Below are 17,331 nucleotides of genomic sequence, written 5' to 3' on the forward strand. Positions count from 1 at the left end.
TCGGTTAGCTCCTTGTGTAAGGGGTCATGATAACGCCCGTTTTAATAATCTTCGCATGCACGTCGATGGTGATCTTAGCGCCCTCCCAGCTTTCCGGGGACGCTTTGAGCTTGTGCCAACGTTTCCCATTCTTATGCATGATCTGGTCCTGGATATCGATCAGGTCCCAATGATTCTTCTTGCCCAGTTGTAATAACGCGTTCGAATGGGCGGCCATGCGCTCGTCGAACAGCTTCTCGAGCCGATGGAGCGTTGCTGTGTCGATCCGACCGTTCGTATCGATTGAAGCTAATTTCAATTTCGGATGAATATGTATCCGCAGCTCGAGCCGATTGTTCTTCAGCGTCAATTGGCGCTTGATTCGCGGTTGTCCCATCAATTGGAGCTCCGCTGCTTCTTGGTTGTCGGTTTCGATCGGCTCGATTAAAGAATGAGCTTCCCCTCTAACGAACAACAGCGAAGCCATTTGGTCGGGCGTCAATTCCCCAACCCGCTTGCCCTGCTTGATGATCGTGGAACCGAACAGCTCGAAATTCCCTTTATCCCCCTGAATCGTCTCGAACCGCTTCGTAGTGGCCATCGGTTTGCCGACCACGCGAATGTTGGAAATAAAGGACAGCTTCGTGCCTTCGTAATTTTCCAGCAGCGTCTTAATCTGGGAATTCGGGCTGGCTGTACTCGCCACGTTGTGTTGCAGCTCATGGACGCTGCGCAGCTCCTTGCCGGGGTTTCTCTCCAGCGGTACGAACGTATTCATGATGTCCTGTACGGGTGACTTGGCAATGAATACGTTCGTCGCCATTCTGCGGGTCGGGTCGTTCTCGAGAAAATTAAGCAGGTCGTCCAAGCCCTTCGCGGCCAGACGTTCCGAGACAATGTAAGCCTGATAGTGGCTGATGAACAGCTTTCGCGGAATGGTACGGGTCGCGGTGCTCGCGAATTCCGCCCATGAATCGGCCTGGAACGCATACGTATACAGCGGCGAGCGGGAGCCTCCGGACTTGGAACCGGCGACGCCGTTCGGATTAATGATCTGGTAATAAGCCATATAATGGCCCTCTTCATCCATGTCGACGCCGACCATGTCTGCGATGGCCATATCATTGATTTCTTTCAGATCGGAACAACCCTGCATCGGAAAGCAAACGAATAGCGCAAGCAGGAACAACGTGCCGCGGATCAAGGGCTTCATGAAGCATCACCTCTGTGTCGCTTTCTTCGCGTTCCGCGGCTCTTTCATTTTGTACCAGGGCACGCGGAATAACGTATCTCTGAATTCCGACGATCGGATGGGCGCGAGGGGACTGAGGTAAGGCTCTCCCGTAGTCTTGAGCGATACGAGGTGCACGACCAGCGCCAACGTACCGCATAAGATGCCGAACATGCCGAGGGAGACCGCCAGCACCATGAACGAAAATTGCAGTATGCGCTGCGCCATTCCAAAGTTGAATGAAGGCGATACAAAATTCGCCATTGCCGTGATGCCGACCACGATCACCATGGCCGCCGATACTAATCCTGCTTCGACCGCCGCCTGTCCCAGCACGACGGCCCCGACGATGGAGATGGCCTGTCCGGTGACGGACGGCATACGGACGCCGGCCTCCCGCAGAAGCTCGAACATGACGAGCATAATGAGCGCCTCGACGAAGGCAGGGAAGGGGACGCCTTCCCGCTGAGCGGCCAAATTAATGAGCAGCTCGGAGGGAATCATCTCCTGGTTGTAATTGGAGAGCGCGATAAAGATGCTCGGCGTATAGACGGAGAGCAGGAACGACAGAAATCGAAGCCAACGAAGCAACGTAGCGAACAGCGGCTGCTGGTAATAATCCTCTGCGCTTACGAAGAACTGGAAGAACGAGACCGGCGTAATCAGACTGCTCGGCGTCCCGTCGGTGAAAATCAGGATCTTCCCTTCGACAAGGTGAGCCGACGCGATATCGGGCCGTTCCGTATTCAGCATGCGGGGGAAGGGGGTGAGCTCCTTGTCCTCGATCCACTCCTCGATATTCGCCCCTTCGAAGACGGCTTCGGTACGGATCTGTCCGATTCGCTCGCGATAAGCCTGGATCCGCGCTTCCGACGCCTTGCCCTGAACGTATCCCATCAGCACCTTGGTACACGAGAGCTCCCCGATTTCAAAGGTTTCGAAGACGAGCTGCGGCGACTTGATCCGGCTGCGAACGAGGCCAACGTTAGTCATGATGGCTTCGGTAAAGGCTTCGCTCGGGCCGCGAACCGTCTTCTCGGTCTTCGGTTCCTGAATGTTCCGATGCGGAAAAGCAGGCGCCGAGAGAAGGTAGCCGGCATCGATACCGGCAATGAATATAATGCACTGGCCGTGGTGTAACGCGGATACCCATTGGGCGAAGGACTTCTCCTCGGTACACGGTAAGCTGGACAGCTTGTCGCGAATTAGCGCTGTTCGGTTCTCGTGATACGGCCGCTCGCGGTCTATATGGATGTCCAGCAAAGGGGATAAGACCGTCTTCTCAATGAGCGCCGTGTCGACGATGGTATCCAGGTAGCAGCAAGTGACGGGGATATCCGAATCGACCAATATGCGTTGAACGTTGAAGTCGGGCTGCCGTTCGAATTGATGGATGAATGCCGACTGGGCTGACGTTTTCATATGCTTCCCTCATGCGTGGAATGTGATTGGAATTTCCCTATAGAATGACCTTATTTTTCCTGGAATATGCAGCTAATCGACCAAAACAAAAAATACCCAGTAATATACTGGGTATTAGCTGCCGGCGAACCGGGGATAGGTGCAGAGCTATTATTTCCAAGCTGCTATGATGTCGACCATAATTTGTGAGGTTAATAAGAACGGGAGGAGTGCCTTGCTTGGCTCTCTACAGAGCGTGTTGGAGCAGCCATTCGTACAATTCCGGATTCTCATACGTTTCCGTCCAAGAATCATGATCGGCTTCCGGATAGACGGTTAATTTCACGTTGCCGCCAATCGCCTGCAAGGCGTCTACCATTTTCTCCGACTCCGAGAGCGGCACGACGTCATCTTTGGCACCGTGGAAGACCCAGACCGGCGTTTCCTTCAGCGGTTCGACTCGCTCCGGATTGCCTCCGCCGCATATCGGCACGATCGCGGCGAATCTGCCGGGCTGAACGGCCGCTAACTGCCAAGCCCCATAGCCTCCCATGCTCAATCCCGTCAAATAAACCCTGGACGTGTCGACATTGTAGCTCTTAACGATCTCGTCAAGCAGGAGGATGAGAGCATCCGTCTCGGCGCCCCAAAAGGAATCTTCCGGACATTGCGGAGATACCGCGATGAACGGGAAATCGGTTTGCGTCTGCGCGATCTTCGGTATTCCGTGAACAGCCACGCGCTCCACGTTGTCGCCGCGCTCGCCGGAACCATGCAGGAACAAAATCAGCGGCCACTTCTTCGTAGCATCGTTCTCGTAGCCGTCCGGAATATGCAGCAAATAGTTCAAAGACACTTTCTTCAGGATTTCTTTCTCTAACCGACGGGCAGTCTGCGTCATTAGACATTCTCCTTATCGGAACTAACTTTTATTTCCTTTATTGTACCATACGCCAGGAGGCTTGTTCATTGAAAGTAACGATGAAAAGCTGGAGGATGATTTTCATTAACCTCTAGTCCAATTAAATGGAGCTTGGACGCGTTAAGGCACGCAAGCTCCATTTTCCTAATGTAGTCCTGTTATTGCTTGAAATTCGTGAACCTAACCGCCACCGGTGCTGTCGTAGGCGCACAGCACGGCGAAGGGTCGCGCGCTTCGCTTGCGGATTCGAATTCCGAATCTTCTTTGGTGGCGAAGATCTCCCAGGCATTCCCGTCCGGGTCATGTACCCATATTTTATCCTGAACGGCATAGCAGCATGTGGTGTTCATCTCGTCGATCGGCAACAAACCCGCTTGCCGTAATCGTTCACCAGTGGCTAGCACGTCTTCAGTCGTATCGACTTGAAACCCCAAATGGTTCAAAACGCCATTACTCTCAAACGGTCGAACGTTAAGCGAGAAATGCAGAGGCGGGTTTTGAAGCTCAAACTTGGCGTAATTGTCTTTTATTTTCGCAGGCTCGGTTCCGAAGAAGCCGCGGTAGAAGGGAAGCGATTTCTCCAGATCCGTACAGTTTAGCGCGATGTGCATGCGTGTGATCGAAGTTGTCATCCTTACTCACCGTCTCTCAGGAATTGTTCGATTCGAGCCTTGATTGCATCGCGAACCTGTCGGAATTGCGCGAGAATCTCTTCTTCAGTGCCCGTCGATTTGGCCGGGTCTTCAAAGCCCCAATGCCAGCGGATGACATTCTGGTTCATCGTCACCGGACAATGCTCGTCAGCGTGTCCGCAAAGCGTAATCACATACGTGGCGCGGTTTAATGTTTCGGAGTCAATGACTTTCGAAGCGTTGCTGCTGATATCGACGCCGGCTTCCTTCATTACTTGAACGGCGCGAAGGTTTAAACCATGCGCTTCAAGACCGGCGCTCTTCGCTTCGTAGCGATCGCCGCCAAGCGCATTCAAGAATCCGTCCGCGATTTGACTGCGGCAGGAGTTGCCGGTGCACAAGAAATAGACCAGTGGTTTGTTACTCATTCTGATAGGCCCCTTCGCAATCGATTTGGTGTCAGCAAGTCTTACCCCACGACTTTTAACCACAGGTAGAGACCGGATAACGTAATGAACAGAACAGGAACGGTTAATATCATACCCGTCTTAAAGTACGCCCACCAGGAGATCTTCACGCCTTTGCCGGACAATACATGCAGCCAGAGTAAAGTGGCGAGCGATCCGATCGGCGTAATCTTGGGCCCCAGATCGGAGCCGATGACATTCCCGTATATGAACGCTTCCCGAAGCATGCCCAGCGGATTGGTACCCTGAATGGCCAGCGCGTCAATCATAACGGTGGGCATGTTGTTCATGAACGAAGAGAGGATGGCCGCAATGAAACCGGATCCTATCGCAGCGGTGAACAAGCCATGTTCACCGGTCCACCTGAAGAGGGAACCAAGCTCGTCTGTCAAACCCGCGTTTCGAAGACCATACACAACCACGTACATACCGATCGAGAACACGACAACGGACCACGGCGCGCCTTGTACCAGTTGCCAGGTACGGATAGCCGGGCTTCGTCTGGCAAGGAACAGAAAGACAAGCGCTGCGGCACCGGCAAGAATGGATACCGGGACGTCGATAAATCCGCTTAATAAATAAGCCGCGAGCAAGACGGCAAGGATGACCCACGAGAGCTTGAACAGCCTGATGTCCTTGATCGCCTCGACAGGTTGTTTCAATTGGGCTAGGTCATATCGCTTCGGAATGCTCTTCTTGTAGAACAGGTAGAGTACGAGCAAGCTGGCCGCAATCGAGAAGAGCGTCGGAACAATCATTCGGCCGGCGTATTCCGCGAATCCGATGCCGAAGAAGTCCGATGAAACGATGTTCACGAGATTGCTGACTACCAGCGGCAGCGAGGCCGTATCGGAGATGAATCCGCTCGCCATGATGAAGGGCAGAATCATGCGTTCATCGAACTTGAGCGCTCTGACCATCGCCAGTACAATCGGAGTCAGGATAAGCGCTGCGCCGTCATTAGCGAAGAACGCGGCAACCGCAGCGCCTAGCAGGATAACATAGACGAACATTAACTTGCCGTTCCCTCTGGCGAGGCGAGCCATGTGAAGTGCAGCCCATTCAAAGAACCCGATCTCATCGAGAAGGAGAGAGATGAGAATAACCGCTACGAACGCAAGCGTGGCATTCCAGACGATTCGGGTCACATCCCCTACATCGTGAAGATCGACAACGCCGACGATTAAAGCGATAACCGCGCCGCCGCACGCCGACCAGCCGATGTTGAGACTTCTCGGCTGCCAAATGACGAATACTAACGTAAGCAGGAATAGAATCAACGCGAAAGCCGGCATAGTCCCTCCAGATTTTTAAGTACAGCCTCTCGATTGGCGTGCATCGATCTGTTCTTGCATGGAGGGCAGTTGATCGATAACTTGCTTCAAATAAGGCTTGTCGGCTACGTTCAACGAATAATAACTCCACTGGCTGCGGCGCTCTTCATTAATTAATCCGCCGGTTCTAAGTTTCTTCAAATGCTGACTGATATTCGGCTGCGTTGTTTCCAGCAAATCAACAATATCGCAAACGCACAGCTCTCCATGACGGAGTAAAGCGATGATCGACAACCTGGATTTGTCGGAGAGCAGCTTGAGGGTAGCGGACATTTCTTCAATGGACGGCAGCGTGGTTCACACTCCTTTTCAGTGCTTCGGATTTTCCGTTCGGACACTATGTAGTATACATGGCTGATTATATAAGCAAATAGTTATATTAGCAAGCGCTAATGCTAAAGTTTTTTCTTTTCTATGACAATCGCAATGTTGACCTCAGAACAAGCATGTCATTGCAATTTGTATATCATTCGATTATTATGGATAACAAAGGTCTATAATGAATATATTATCGAGGAGGGAGAGCGAACCTTGCAATTCTCCAAGAGCACGGATTATGCGCTGCATGCTTTGATCCATCTGGGACAATCGGAGCGATCCAGCAATGTCGGGATTAAGGGATTAGCCGGAGTGCTTGATGTTTCAGAGAGCTATCTATCCAAAATCATGTCCAAGCTGAGGCAAGACGGGATCGTACGCGCAGCGCCTGGGGTGAACGGCGGTTACGAGCTTGCACGACCGGCGGATCAAATTACGTTCCTCGATGTGATCCAGGTTATCGAAGGGCGGCAGCAGCTATTCGAGTGCTCCAATTCGAGATCGCGGCAGCATCAGTTGTTGGCGGAAGACGGGGCCGTGCATCGAGATGGGAACGATGGGAACAAGCTGGAGAAGAACGAATGCTTGGTCGAGAAAGTGATGTACGGCGCTGAACAGCATCTGTACCAATACTTACGGGAACATACGATTCAATCGGTATTGGACGAGGCGTTCAAGCGTCGCAATCATGCGGAAAATAAGAAGTGAAGGCTTCTTGTATGTCAATTATGGATATTGTCGATCTATATAGAGGGTATGGATCGACGACATTTTTATGGTCCAAATACGGACACTATAGATCCATGGAGGATTGATTGGATATGAATACTAAACATTTCGATGTGACTATTATTGGCGGCGGACCGGCCGGGCTGAACGCAGCGCTGGTACTTGGGAGGGCAAGGAAAACGGTTGCGGTGATCGATGAAGGCCGCCCCCGCAACGCTGTAACCCGCGAGGTTCACGGGTTTCTTACTCGCGACGGGATCAGTCCGAGCGAATTTCGAAGAATTGCGAAGGAAGAGATCAGCGTCTATCCGGGCGTATCATTCATTGCGGATACGGCGGCGACAATCACGGGAAACGACGGCCGGTTTCAAATCGAGACGGAGCAAGGACAAACGGTTACAAGCAAGAAAATATTGTTCGCCGTCGGTATGAAGGATCAGCTGCCGAAGATTCCCGGATTAGCGGACGTATACGGGACAAGTGCTTTTGTCTGTCCTTATTGCGATGGTTGGGAGTTACGCGATCAGCCGCTAGTCATCATTACGAAAGGGGCTATGCTTATGCACTTCGCTCCGCTCATCTCCGGTTGGACGAGAAGCTTTACCATCTGCTCGAATGGACCGGATGAACTGACGGATGCCGAGCGCGAAGCACTCCGGCGTAATCAAGTGCCTCTGTTCGACTCACCGATCCGGCAAATTGATTCGGATCATGGCATCGTCAGGCAGGTCGTACTTGAGGACGGGGAGACGATTCCGTGCACGGGGATCTTCTTCAAACCGGATCTGATTACGGGATCGGACTTGCCGCAAACGATCGGATGCGAGATTACGGAGTGGGGAGCGGTCGTCGTCGATGAGTTCGGAAAAACGAATGTGCCGGGCGTGTTCAGCGCTGGAGACGTTACATCGCGGATGCATCAGGCTATAGCCGCGGCTTCGATGGGCTCTTTCGTTGCCGCGGTCATTAACGGAGAACTGAACACCGAGGCCTGGGAGAAGAACGGATCATCTTAAGATTGCGAAGCAGATCTACTATCCATCAGTTTCTTTTGCCGACGAGCTCCGCATGGCGTGCCGAACATTCCCGTAAAGAGGAATTTAAAAAAAGCCCGATAATTGATCGGGCTTGTTGCTTTTCTTAAGGCAGGCGTGCAGATTTACGCCATATAGCCGAATAACTGCGATTCAGATGGCAGAGGAACTCGCGCCGCGGCAAGGCGACGGCGGATACGGCCTGCTGCCTTCGGTTTAACCTTGCGTCTTGGGCGTCGGAGGCACGACGTTCTTCGAACGCCGGTTATCCACCCTCAGTCTGCGCTGCAGGAAGCCCAGCACGATATCGGCCGCAATCGCCAGCAGCGCCGCCGGTACCGCGCCGGCGAAGATGCGCAGCGAATTGCCGATGTTGATTCCCGCGTAGATTTCCCGGCCAAGGCCGCTTCCTCCGATGAGCGGGGCGATCGTGGCGACGCCGATGGCGATCACCGCGGAAATCCTCAGCCCGGTCATGATATATGTCAGCGCGAGCGGGAAGCGGACGTGGAACAGAATCTGCATGGCGCTCATGCCGACGCCTCGTCCCGCCTCCACATAGCTCGGCGTAATCTGCTGCAGCCCGATGTACGTGTTTCGTACGATGGGGTTCAGCGAATAGAGAAACAGACCGACCGTAACCGTCGTCGACCCGAGACCCATGATGAGCAGGAGCAGGACCAGCATGGCCAAGCTCGGAACGACCTGTAGAATATTCATGAGGGCCAGAATGATCCGGGCGAGAGCACGGCTTCGCGTACAGAGCGCGCCCAGCGGCACGCCGACGAGGAAAGCGAGCCCGACGCCCGTAAGGACCATCAGAATATGCTGATATAGATAACCCAGCAGCATCCCGTAATTCCGCTGTACGTAGTCTATGAAATCCCAAAACGTTAAATGCGGTTCAACCATTCCTAATCCTCCTTACGATTTAAGCAAGCCGACCTTCTTCAAGTAGGCGATGGCGACTTCGCGCTCGCTTTTTTTTCCGATATCGACTTCATAATTCAGATCGACCATCGTTTGCACGTCGATTTTGCCGATCAGCTCCGAGACGGCCTCCGCCACGCCCGGATACTTCTTGACGGCATCGTTACGGATGACCGGCGATGCATCGTACGGCGGGAAGAAATGCTTGTCGTCCTCCAAGGTCTTCAAGCGATATGCCTTGAGACGCGAGTCGGTGGAGTACGCGAGGACGATATCGACCTGGTTTTGGGCGACCGCGTTATAGACGAGGCTCAATTCCATCGGGAACGTCTTGCCGAACGTAATGCCGTAATACTTGGCGAAGGCCGGATAGCCGTCCGAAGGACGTTCAAGCCAGGACGTGTCCACCCCAAGCCGCATGCTCGGCGCATCCGCTGCAATATCGGAAATTTTCTCGTATCCTTTGGACTTGGCCAGATCGGCCCGCACGGTGAACGCGTAAGTGTTCTCGAAGCCGAGCGGATCCATCCAGTCGAGATCGTAATATTTCTTGAAGCCGGCTTGCGCCTGCTCGAGCACCTGCTGACGATCCTTCGTCTCCTGAATGGGAAAATGGTTATTGAAGATTTCGCCGGAGTAGAGCGTGCCCATCTGCAGGTCGTTGCGTTTGAGCGCTTGAAGAACGACGGGACTGGACGCGAGATCCGGAATGATCTCCGCCTTGACGTCCGTACGGTCCTCGATCAGCGCTTTGTACATTTCGGCTAAAATTTTGGTCTCGGTGAACGTTTGCGCGCCAATGATGAATGTATTGCCCGTGCCGCAGGCACCGAGCGTCAACATCATCGCGCACAAGCCGAGCACCGTTATCGTCTTGGTCAGCTTTGCAATCATCGGTTTCCTCCATGTCAAATCGTCATTCGCTTCGCGCCGCCGTACCGTACGGTCAGCCACTTCTCCAGCAAGCCAAGCAGCCAGTCCACAAGCAAGGCGAGCAGAATGGAGCCCAAGGCGCCCGTAACGATAAGCTCGGGCTTGTTCACCGCCATCCCCGACACGATCAGCTGGCCGAGTCCGCCGGCGCCGATCAGGGTTGCGAGCGTCGCCCAGCTGATGATGTACACCATCGTGACCCGAACGCCCGACATGATGTAGGGCACCGACAGCGGCAGCTGGATCAGCAGAATGCGCTGCATCGTCCCGTAGCCCATGCCCCTGGCCGATTCCAGCACGTTGCGGTCGACGGATTCGAAGCCGTCGTAGGTATTGCGAAGAATCGGCATGATGGTGTACAGCAGCAGCGCGACGACCGCCGGCTTCGTGCCGATTCCCATGAGCGGAATCAAGACGGCCAGAAGCGCCAGGCTCGGCACGGTCTGCAGCAGGTTGGCCACGAAGAACACGCTGCCGTTGATCCATCGGATCTGGTTGTACACGAGCGCGATGCCGAGCGGCACGGCTAATACGGTGCCGAGAACGATCGCCGTGAGCGAGATGGCCAAGTGCTGGCCGAGCGCATGGAGGATATCGGCGTAACGTTCCTGCAGGAACGACCAATAAGCGAGCATCCGTTACACCTCCTCCTCTGGGGTAGGGAGGATCTCTGCCAGATGGCGTACGATGCTGCCCCTCGTGATCAGCCCGACGAGACGGTCCTGTTCATCGATGACGGCGAGATTGGACAGCCGGTTATGACTCATCATCTCCACCGACTCGGAAAGCGAGGAGCCGCTGCGGACAAAATAAAGCACGGGCTTCATGACGTCGGCCACCGTTATATTTTCCTCCCCGTAATGCTCCAGCACGTTATAGATCGACACGATTCCTTTGAGATGCCGCTGCCGGTCGATGATGAACAGCGAATCGACCTTGCGCCGCTCCATGATGGAGATCGCTTCGGCCAACCCTTTATTCGGATACGCCGTCACGGGCTGGTTCACCATGACTTCGTTGACGCTCGGACTGTCATAATGATAGTCCTGGCTCTCTTCCTGATGCAGCCGTTTCTGACCGATGAACGACGCCACGAATTCATTCGCGGGGTAGCGCAATATCCGTTCCGGCGTATCGCACTGCACGACTTCGCCGCTTTGCATGAGAACGATGCGGTCCGCGATTTTGAGCGCCTCGTCCATATCGTGCGTGACGAAAATAATCGTTTTGTGCAGCTCCTGCTGCAGCCTGACGATCTCGTCCTGCAGCTGCTCGCGGCTGATCGGATCGAGCGCGCTGAACGGCTCGTCCATCAGAATGACGTCGGGATCCGCCGCGAAGGCGCGGATGACCCCGATGCGCTGCTGCTGGCCGCCGCTGAGCTCGGACGGATAACGGTCGCGGTAGGTGGACGGCTCCAGTCCGACCAGCCGCAACAGCTCGTCGACGCGCTGCGCGATGCGGTCGGCCGGCCATTTCCTTAATCGGGGGACGACGCCGACGTTTCGCCCGATCGTCATATGGGGAAATAATCCTATGCTTTGAATGACATAGCCGATCCCGCGGCGCAGCTCGACCGGATCGATCTCGCGCGTATCTTTGCCATTGATCAGAATCGAGCCGCTCGTCGGCGTGACGAGATGATTGATCATCTTCATCGTCGTCGATTTCCCGCAGCCGCTCGGACCGATGAGTACCGTGAGCTCGCCTTTCCTGAACTCAAGATTGATATTCTTTAATGCTTGATACCCATCCGGGTAGACCTTGTTGACGTTGTTCATTACAATCATGCAGGTATCCATCCTTTTCGACATACTATTTCCAATTTCCCCGTTTTCATCCTAGAGAAACGTATGACATGTATTTATTTGGCAGGGGAAGGGGGGAGGCAACCTTTCAGAGTTAACCATATGAATGAGATTTTAAACATGGAAATTACTGGTTTGCCTCTTGGCGCCCCTTTCATGGAACGCGAACAAAGCCTTTCCGGTCTAGTCCGGAAAGGCTTTGTTCGGTTAGTTGGTTCGGCAATGCAGGAATGATTGTTGGTCTAATTTGCAAACGCGTTTATGTATATTTATGCAAATCTATGCAATTCCGACCTCTTAGCTTACATGGATGATCATCGCATTCTCGTCACAATTTGAATATTTTGAACAATGCACGCAATCTTTCCAGATCTTCGCCATCGGCAAGGTACGTTTATCAATGAGGGTAAACCCGCATTTTTCAAAAAATCCCACCTGATACGTCAGGGATAACAGGGACGTAACCCCCAACGTTTTGGTTTCCTCAATAACGGCGTTTACCAGTCTTTTCCCGATCCCGTTGCCGAAGCATTCGGAAGAGACGGTTAGCGAACGTACTTCAGCAAGTTCTTTATCCAGAATATGCAGACTTACGGTTCCAACGATTTCGCCGTCTATTTCTGCGATATAAAAACATTGGAGATTTTCGTAGATCGAGCTAAGCGTCCGATGAAGAAGCTTACCTTCATCCGCGTAAGCATTAATAAGCTGATGCATTCTATTCGTGTCGTCCATAGTCGCTTTTCTGATTTGATCCATGAAAGCGGGCACCTCCAATAGTTTTATACTGTAATAAATATACATACTAGAGAATTAATATACAACAGTGTTTTTGGATATACCTGGCAGGCAGCACGGCTCCGCCACTGCCCGTTTCTTGTTACGCGTACGAGCAGGATGAGTGAATGATCCGCAGAATAGTTGGATAGGAAAGAAATCGACATTGCTTATGGAGGAATAACGATGAATATTCCCGCAAGAGATGCTTTTAACTACGAAGCATTCCCCTCAGAAGTAAGAGAATACTTCTGTGAGGCAGACGTTGCTATTATTAAAAACAAGCCCAGGTCATCTGTATTTCATATTATCAGCGCAGCGCATGATTATTTTCTTAAAGTCACGCCAAAAAGCCACATGCATAGCGAAGCTATAATGACGTCGTTTCTGAATAAATACGGAAGCTGCCCGAGGGTTATTCAATACATAGCAAATGACACAAACGACTTTCTTATTACAGAGCGATTAGATGGTTCCGATGCGGCAAGTGATGAATATCTTGAAGAACCTGAGCGATTAGCCGAAGTATTTGGAGAAAGTCTCTTCAAGCTGCACCATGTCAATGCTGAGGATTGCCCGATCGCGAACGGATTAGAGGAAATGGTCATTCGTGCAGAGCGAAATTATAGTCAAGGTCGAGCCGAAATGGGGCTTCTCAGGTATATAGGGTATGCAAATATCGAGCTTGCCTATAAAGTTCAGGCATACGGCAAGCATTTAATCGATGAAGATCGACTACGACTTTGCGGGCTTCTTTCCGCGTTCAACGGATTTAGAGGGCAAGATTACTATGAAGTGTACGATCATCCATTGAACAAGAACAGGCAGTACGAGGGGGGAATGAATCCTGATGAACGATAAGAGCTCCGACAATGCGGGAGGCGGGCTGCGTGGTCTGCGCGCAAGGCCTTCGGCAGCGCTGCTTAAGACCGTATACGATGCTTACGGCATATCTGGCATTTCCGGCAGTATTGACCTCGGCGGCTCTGCCAACCTGAACCTGCTCGTTAGCGATGCCCACGGCCGCTATGTCGTCCGAGTATACCGTCCGTATGTGAATGAAGCCAGGCTTGCGGACATCCAGCTCGCCCGACAAGAGTTGAATGCCCGCGGAATACCAACATCGGTCATACGTTCGACACTGGACGGGCGGCAGCATATCGAATTTGACGGTCGGCTCGTGGAAGTTGAACGATACGCAGAGAGCGATGCCAGCATGGATTCATGGCAGCGCTTTATGGAAGGCCTTCCTCTGCTTGGTCGCATGCATGCGGTTCTTCGTGAAGTACGCTTCGGCTCTGAAGGCAGCAAGAACCCCGTCTTTGCAAATTACATCGAGCCGCAGGTAGCTTATGAGAGGACATTGCAGGGAACTCGACGCATACGAGGGTGGAATCCGTCATTGTATAATCAGAGGCTTGCTGATGCCGCAGAGGAATTGGCTCGGCTGGTAACGACCGCTGAACGGGAGTTGATCCCAATGCTTCCGCGGCAGTTGGTGCATGGCGACTACTGGGATAACAATGTGCGCTTCCGAGATGGGCGTATCGTACTTGTGTCCGATTTCGATTTCATGGGCGAACGCGCCCGCATCGATGATCTTGCGCTGACCTTGTATTACTTTGATTGTTCCGGCGAACCGATGTCGGGAAGGCGGTTGGGCAGAATTCGAAGTCTGGTCGATGCCTATGATGAGGGCTTGTCCGAACATCTATCGGTGACGGAACGTCTGGCCCTCCCGCTGGCAATGGCGCGGCAACCCTTGTGGTCAATGGGGGGCTGGATCGCCTTGCTGGATGATGAAGAGGCTGCGCGACGTCACGCGTCAAGCATGCTTCGCGAAATCGAATGGGCATTGAACATCCTCCGCGAGGTAGAACGATGGCAGTCTGCTTTCTCCTAGAGTACCCCTGACATTGCTATCTGGGGATTATTGTTCAATCCATGAATGCCGGCAAGGAGTCACGGCAAAGAGTCACAGCCAAGCTATATTTATAATGAAGCAAGGACCGAGGCGCGGTAAAATTCGGTTGATTAGACGGCAAACGGACTGCTGAATACAGGAGGTTCTTATATGCGGAAATACGGCATGAGATGCATACTTATGACGCTTCTTGCATGTATTCTTGCTGGTTGTAGTCACCACCCCACGTACGGCACGCCTCCCCCTATAAACAAGCTAAAATGGGGCATGAACGTAAAGGAGACCTTTCATGTTTTGGGGATCGCTGACAAGGATGTAACCCAAACAACCCTCGGTACAACGATCACTTACCTTGCCAAAGAGAAAATGAAGATCAATGACCGCTTTGCCGATGTCAGCTTTACGTTCGATACCTATTTTCCCGAGCCCGTATTAATTGGCATCACGGCGAAGTTTCAACCGGAAGATGTCGAACATGCGGAAAAGGAATTAAACAAGCAGCGCGGAAATGGCGACTACCAATATACGGCCGCTAGCGAACCGTCTAACGTTAGCTGGAAAGACGATACGCTTGATACGAATAAGGCATGGAAGACGAAGGTGGAAGCGATCTATCGCAATAATGGCATCGCGGTCACCGATAATCTGTTGGAAAACGGAGCAGGGGTAGGCGGGAAGCCTGTGAATAAGATGATTAGCGAGAGTATCGTGGCGGCCGATAATACCAAAGCTTTCTTGACGTTCTTATGGTGGAGCTCAAGGGTAAAAAACATGACAAAGTCAAAAAGAATTGAATAGAACAAATTCCAGCCATGTTCATAGCTAATATAGCCAGTTAAATACCAAATCAGTTCAAGGGCGGATAATCCGAAAACCCAAGCACAGTAATATATTGTTTTGCGGCGTATGCTTGAGGACGATGGCAGGAAGTGTAAATAGGTAACGACTAACGACGGAAGCAGTACGAATGAGTTTACTAATTCTGTATTGACGTGATTCAACAACAGATCAGCGTTATAGATCCACAATTGAAAATCTCTGCATATGAAATTATATAACAAATTGCACAGCGCAATATAAAGGATGGTGTCGTAGTACAGCGTCCATTTTTTTGAGGCTCCTGAAAAATAACACCCCAATAAGAATGCAAGGTTACAAAAAAGAATCATTCCGGGCTCACCATTATCATTAGTCTAGTCATTAATTTCCAATTATAACCATGTGAACGCGACTATAATCAAGCGTCATGGCTCGAGCCCCGATCCGAATTCATCGATCACGCGCCGACAGTTGCTAAACGCAATCCGCGTGAGCTGTGCCAAGTTCGTAAGCCGCTATCCGATTAATTCCCATGAATGGTTTTGAATATGACAGCCCATTTGACCGGATGACATTCTTAATCATCACGGTTATATTGGATATAGGCCATAAATTAACCAGGAGGTACAACATGACCAAGAAGATTAAGGTTGCCGTCATCGGCTGCGGCACGATCGCCAATTCCGCCCATATCAAAGCTTACCTCGCCAATCCGAATGCGGAGATCAAATATTTCTGCGACATTATCCGCGACAAGGCCGAAAAAGCCGTTCAGGATTACGGCTGCGGTATTGCCGTGGAAGACTACCGGGAAGTATTGAACGATCCCGAAATCGAAGCGGTATCCGTCTGCACGCCGAACAATGTCCACTCCACGATCGCGATCGACTGCCTGCGCGCCGGCAAAAACGTGTTGTGCGAGAAACCGGCCGCGCGCACCTACGCCGAAGCGCTCGAGATGCAGAAGGTTCAGCACGAGACGGGGAAGGTATTGAACATCGGCGTGGTCAACCGGTTTAATACCGGCGTCAACATTATCAAGAATATGATCGAGAACGGCGAGCTGGGCGATATTTATCATGTGTACGTCAGCTTCCGTTCGCAGCGTTCGATTCCGGGACTCGGCGGCGCCTTCACCACCAAGGCGATCGCGGGCGGCGGTGCCTTGATCGACTGGGGCGTGCACTTCCTTGACATCGTCATGTATTGCACGGGAGATCCGCTGCCGAAGACGGTTACGGGACAAGCTTACAGTAAATTGGGCCGCGACATGAAGAACTACTCGTATTTGAACATGTGGGCGGGTCCGCCTAACTACGAAGGTACATACGACGTCGACGATTTCGTGACCGCGTTGATCCGCACGGAAGGACCGACGGTAACGGTGAACGGGGCTTGGGCGCAGAACATCGGCGTAGACGAGATGTATATCGACTTCCTGGGAGACAAGGCAGGCATCCGGCTGCAATACGGCGCCGAGTTCAAGCTGTACAGCGCGCAGCACGGGGCGCTGCTGGAAACAACGCCGAAATACAACGCGGAGGACATGTTCCAGAATGAGATCGACGCGTTCCTGCAATGCATCCAGAGCGGGGAGAAGCTGGCCTCCCATATCGATACCGTCATTCTCTCTTCGCAGATCATGCAGGCGATCTATGATTCGTCGGAGAGCGGCTCGGAAATCAAGCTTTAAGCGGACGCGCACCGAGATAACCTCAATGCCTCTACAATCAAAAAAGGGATGGAGCAGAATGAATGTCTGCTTCATCCTTTTTTGATTGGATCGATCGCGGATTTCTTCAAATCACTCCAAACCAGTGTCAGGATTCGAAATTATTATCATTTGCAGCCGTTCTCCCGCCCGCTACACTGATGAATGACAGCGCATCCATAACTGAAAGGAGCGATTCCGCAATGAAAGCAGCCGCTGATCCAAGCAACGCCGCCCTTGCGTGTTCATCGCCGCCTCACGCTCGGCGCCTCACGACGTTTATTCATGCCGGCGAGCGCTTCGGCGTATGTATATGACAAGCCGGGCGAAATCGCGGACAGGCGAACCAATCGGAGCATTGAGACGATTCCGCTTCGGCTTT

Annotated in this window: 18 protein-coding genes and 1 pseudogene; 6 read left to right on the forward strand and 13 right to left on the reverse strand. The window is 52.4% G+C overall.

Annotation, left to right across the window (positions count from 1 at the left end; genetic code table 11):
* Positions 1 to 4: 4 nt before the first annotated feature.
* The 7 genes from GXP70_RS15160 to GXP70_RS15190 all read right to left on the reverse strand — a co-directional run bounded on the left by GXP70_RS15160 (position 5) and on the right by GXP70_RS15190 (position 6,239).
* Positions 5 to 1,192, reverse strand: a complete 1,188-nt coding sequence (locus tag GXP70_RS15160) for a Ger(x)C family spore germination protein (RefSeq protein WP_162357598.1) — start codon at positions 1,190 to 1,192, stop codon at positions 5 to 7.
* A 6-nt stretch (positions 1,193 to 1,198) separates the two neighbouring features.
* Positions 1,199 to 2,632 carry a spore germination protein gene (locus tag GXP70_RS15165; protein WP_162357599.1) on the reverse strand — a complete coding sequence of 478 codons (1,434 nt, stop codon included), beginning with the start codon at positions 2,630 to 2,632 and terminating at the stop codon, positions 1,199 to 1,201.
* A gap of 226 nt (positions 2,633 to 2,858) precedes the next feature.
* A complete protein-coding gene (locus GXP70_RS15170; RefSeq protein WP_162357600.1) occupies positions 2,859 to 3,512 on the reverse strand; it encodes a carboxylesterase family protein in 654 nt (217 codons plus the stop codon).
* 179 nt (positions 3,513 to 3,691) lie between these two features.
* Positions 3,692 to 4,165 (reverse strand): ArsI/CadI family heavy metal resistance metalloenzyme, encoded by a 474-nt coding sequence (locus GXP70_RS15175; protein ID WP_162357601.1) that lies wholly within the window; start codon positions 4,163 to 4,165, stop codon positions 3,692 to 3,694.
* A 2-nt stretch (positions 4,166 to 4,167) separates the two neighbouring features.
* A complete protein-coding gene (gene arsC / locus GXP70_RS15180) occupies positions 4,168 to 4,593 on the reverse strand; it encodes an arsenate reductase (thioredoxin) (protein ID WP_162357602.1) in 426 nt (141 codons plus the stop codon).
* A gap of 41 nt (positions 4,594 to 4,634) precedes the next feature.
* On the reverse strand, positions 4,635 to 5,927 hold the full coding sequence (locus GXP70_RS15185; RefSeq protein ID WP_162357603.1) for an arsenic transporter: 1,293 nt from the start codon (positions 5,925 to 5,927) through the stop codon (positions 4,635 to 4,637).
* Positions 5,928 to 5,942: 15 nt separating this feature from the next.
* Positions 5,943 to 6,239, reverse strand: a complete 297-nt coding sequence (locus GXP70_RS15190; protein ID WP_318652376.1) for an ArsR/SmtB family transcription factor — start codon at positions 6,237 to 6,239, stop codon at positions 5,943 to 5,945.
* Positions 6,240 to 6,497: 258 nt separating this feature from the next.
* Between GXP70_RS15190 and GXP70_RS15195 the strand changes: the two genes are divergently transcribed.
* The gene (locus GXP70_RS15195; protein ID WP_162357604.1) at positions 6,498 to 6,992 is read left to right on the forward strand and encodes an RrF2 family transcriptional regulator; all 495 of its coding nucleotides are present in this window, start codon (positions 6,498 to 6,500) and stop codon (positions 6,990 to 6,992) included.
* A 113-nt stretch (positions 6,993 to 7,105) separates the two neighbouring features.
* On the forward strand, positions 7,106 to 8,029 hold the full coding sequence (locus GXP70_RS15200) for an NAD(P)/FAD-dependent oxidoreductase (RefSeq protein ID WP_162357605.1): 924 nt from the start codon (positions 7,106 to 7,108) through the stop codon (positions 8,027 to 8,029).
* 234 nt (positions 8,030 to 8,263) lie between these two features.
* On the opposite strand, the gene GXP70_RS15205 is transcribed toward GXP70_RS15200, so the two are convergent.
* From GXP70_RS15205 to GXP70_RS15225, 5 genes are all read right to left on the reverse strand, one after another.
* Positions 8,264 to 8,959 (reverse strand): ABC transporter permease, encoded by a 696-nt coding sequence (locus tag GXP70_RS15205; protein ID WP_162357606.1) that lies wholly within the window; start codon positions 8,957 to 8,959, stop codon positions 8,264 to 8,266.
* A gap of 12 nt (positions 8,960 to 8,971) precedes the next feature.
* Positions 8,972 to 9,871, reverse strand: a complete 900-nt coding sequence (locus tag GXP70_RS15210) for a glycine betaine ABC transporter substrate-binding protein (RefSeq protein WP_162357607.1) — start codon at positions 9,869 to 9,871, stop codon at positions 8,972 to 8,974.
* 14 nt (positions 9,872 to 9,885) lie between these two features.
* Entirely contained in the window at positions 9,886 to 10,545 is a 660-nt protein-coding gene (locus tag GXP70_RS15215; RefSeq protein WP_162357608.1) for an ABC transporter permease, read from the reverse strand.
* A gap of 3 nt (positions 10,546 to 10,548) precedes the next feature.
* Positions 10,549 to 11,700 (reverse strand): ABC transporter ATP-binding protein, encoded by a 1,152-nt coding sequence (locus GXP70_RS15220; RefSeq protein ID WP_162357609.1) that lies wholly within the window; start codon positions 11,698 to 11,700, stop codon positions 10,549 to 10,551.
* Between the two features lie 315 nt (positions 11,701 to 12,015).
* Positions 12,016 to 12,477: an N-acetyltransferase gene (locus GXP70_RS15225; RefSeq protein ID WP_162357610.1), complete on the reverse strand. Its 462-nt coding sequence runs from the start codon at positions 12,475 to 12,477 to the stop codon at positions 12,016 to 12,018.
* 204 nt (positions 12,478 to 12,681) lie between these two features.
* Between GXP70_RS15225 and GXP70_RS15230 the strand changes: the two genes are divergently transcribed.
* From GXP70_RS15230 to GXP70_RS15240, 3 genes are all read left to right on the forward strand, one after another.
* Positions 12,682 to 13,356: a phosphotransferase gene (locus tag GXP70_RS15230; RefSeq protein ID WP_162357611.1), complete on the forward strand. Its 675-nt coding sequence runs from the start codon at positions 12,682 to 12,684 to the stop codon at positions 13,354 to 13,356.
* A complete protein-coding gene (locus GXP70_RS15235) occupies positions 13,346 to 14,398 on the forward strand; it encodes a phosphotransferase (protein ID WP_162357612.1) in 1,053 nt (350 codons plus the stop codon). Before GXP70_RS15230 ends, GXP70_RS15235 begins: the two co-directional genes overlap by 11 nt.
* 171 nt (positions 14,399 to 14,569) lie before the next feature.
* The gene (locus GXP70_RS15240; protein WP_162357613.1) at positions 14,570 to 15,217 is read left to right on the forward strand and encodes a hypothetical protein; all 648 of its coding nucleotides are present in this window, start codon (positions 14,570 to 14,572) and stop codon (positions 15,215 to 15,217) included.
* Between the two features lie 29 nt (positions 15,218 to 15,246).
* Here the strand turns inward: GXP70_RS15240 and GXP70_RS30315 are convergent.
* Positions 15,247 to 15,588: pseudogene (locus GXP70_RS30315) on the reverse strand (CBO0543 family protein); the annotation flags it as partial.
* 281 nt (positions 15,589 to 15,869) lie between these two features.
* Here GXP70_RS30315 and GXP70_RS15245 point away from each other — a divergent pair.
* On the forward strand, positions 15,870 to 16,931 hold the full coding sequence (locus GXP70_RS15245; protein ID WP_162357614.1) for a Gfo/Idh/MocA family protein: 1,062 nt from the start codon (positions 15,870 to 15,872) through the stop codon (positions 16,929 to 16,931).
* Positions 16,932 to 17,331 lie beyond the last annotated feature (400 nt).

Source organism: Paenibacillus lycopersici, from assembly GCF_010119935.1.
GTDB lineage: Bacteria > Bacillota > Bacilli > Paenibacillales > Paenibacillaceae > Paenibacillus_Z > Paenibacillus_Z lycopersici.

Excerpts from the sequence above, each read along its gene's own strand:
- GXP70_RS15160 (WP_162357598.1), bottom strand. The coding sequence starts at position 1,192 with ATGAAGCCCTTGATCCGCGGCACGTTGTTCCTGCTTGCGCTATTCGTT.
- GXP70_RS15165 (WP_162357599.1), bottom strand. The coding sequence starts at position 2,632 with ATGAAAACGTCAGCCCAGTCGGCATTCATCCATCAATTCGAACGGCAG.
- GXP70_RS15170 (WP_162357600.1), bottom strand. The coding sequence starts at position 3,512 with ATGACGCAGACTGCCCGTCGGTTAGAGAAAGAAATCCTGAAGAAAGTG.
- GXP70_RS15175 (WP_162357601.1), bottom strand. The coding sequence starts at position 4,165 with ATGACAACTTCGATCACACGCATGCACATCGCGCTAAACTGTACGGAT.
- arsC (WP_162357602.1), bottom strand. The coding sequence starts at position 4,593 with ATGAGTAACAAACCACTGGTCTATTTCTTGTGCACCGGCAACTCCTGC.
- GXP70_RS15185 (WP_162357603.1), bottom strand. The coding sequence starts at position 5,927 with ATGCCGGCTTTCGCGTTGATTCTATTCCTGCTTACGTTAGTATTCGTC.
- GXP70_RS15190 (WP_318652376.1), bottom strand. The coding sequence starts at position 6,239 with ATGTCCGCTACCCTCAAGCTGCTCTCCGACAAATCCAGGTTGTCGATC.
- GXP70_RS15200 (WP_162357605.1), top strand. The coding sequence starts at position 7,106 with ATGAATACTAAACATTTCGATGTGACTATTATTGGCGGCGGACCGGCC.
- GXP70_RS15205 (WP_162357606.1), bottom strand. The coding sequence starts at position 8,959 with ATGGTTGAACCGCATTTAACGTTTTGGGATTTCATAGACTACGTACAG.
- GXP70_RS15210 (WP_162357607.1), bottom strand. The coding sequence starts at position 9,871 with ATGATTGCAAAGCTGACCAAGACGATAACGGTGCTCGGCTTGTGCGCG.
- GXP70_RS15215 (WP_162357608.1), bottom strand. The coding sequence starts at position 10,545 with ATGCTCGCTTATTGGTCGTTCCTGCAGGAACGTTACGCCGATATCCTC.
- GXP70_RS15220 (WP_162357609.1), bottom strand. The coding sequence starts at position 11,700 with ATGATTGTAATGAACAACGTCAACAAGGTCTACCCGGATGGGTATCAA.
- GXP70_RS15225 (WP_162357610.1), bottom strand. The coding sequence starts at position 12,477 with ATGGATCAAATCAGAAAAGCGACTATGGACGACACGAATAGAATGCAT.
- GXP70_RS15230 (WP_162357611.1), top strand. The coding sequence starts at position 12,682 with ATGAATATTCCCGCAAGAGATGCTTTTAACTACGAAGCATTCCCCTCA.
- GXP70_RS15235 (WP_162357612.1), top strand. The coding sequence starts at position 13,346 with ATGAACGATAAGAGCTCCGACAATGCGGGAGGCGGGCTGCGTGGTCTG.
- GXP70_RS15240 (WP_162357613.1), top strand. The coding sequence starts at position 14,570 with ATGCGGAAATACGGCATGAGATGCATACTTATGACGCTTCTTGCATGT.
- GXP70_RS15245 (WP_162357614.1), top strand. The coding sequence starts at position 15,870 with ATGACCAAGAAGATTAAGGTTGCCGTCATCGGCTGCGGCACGATCGCC.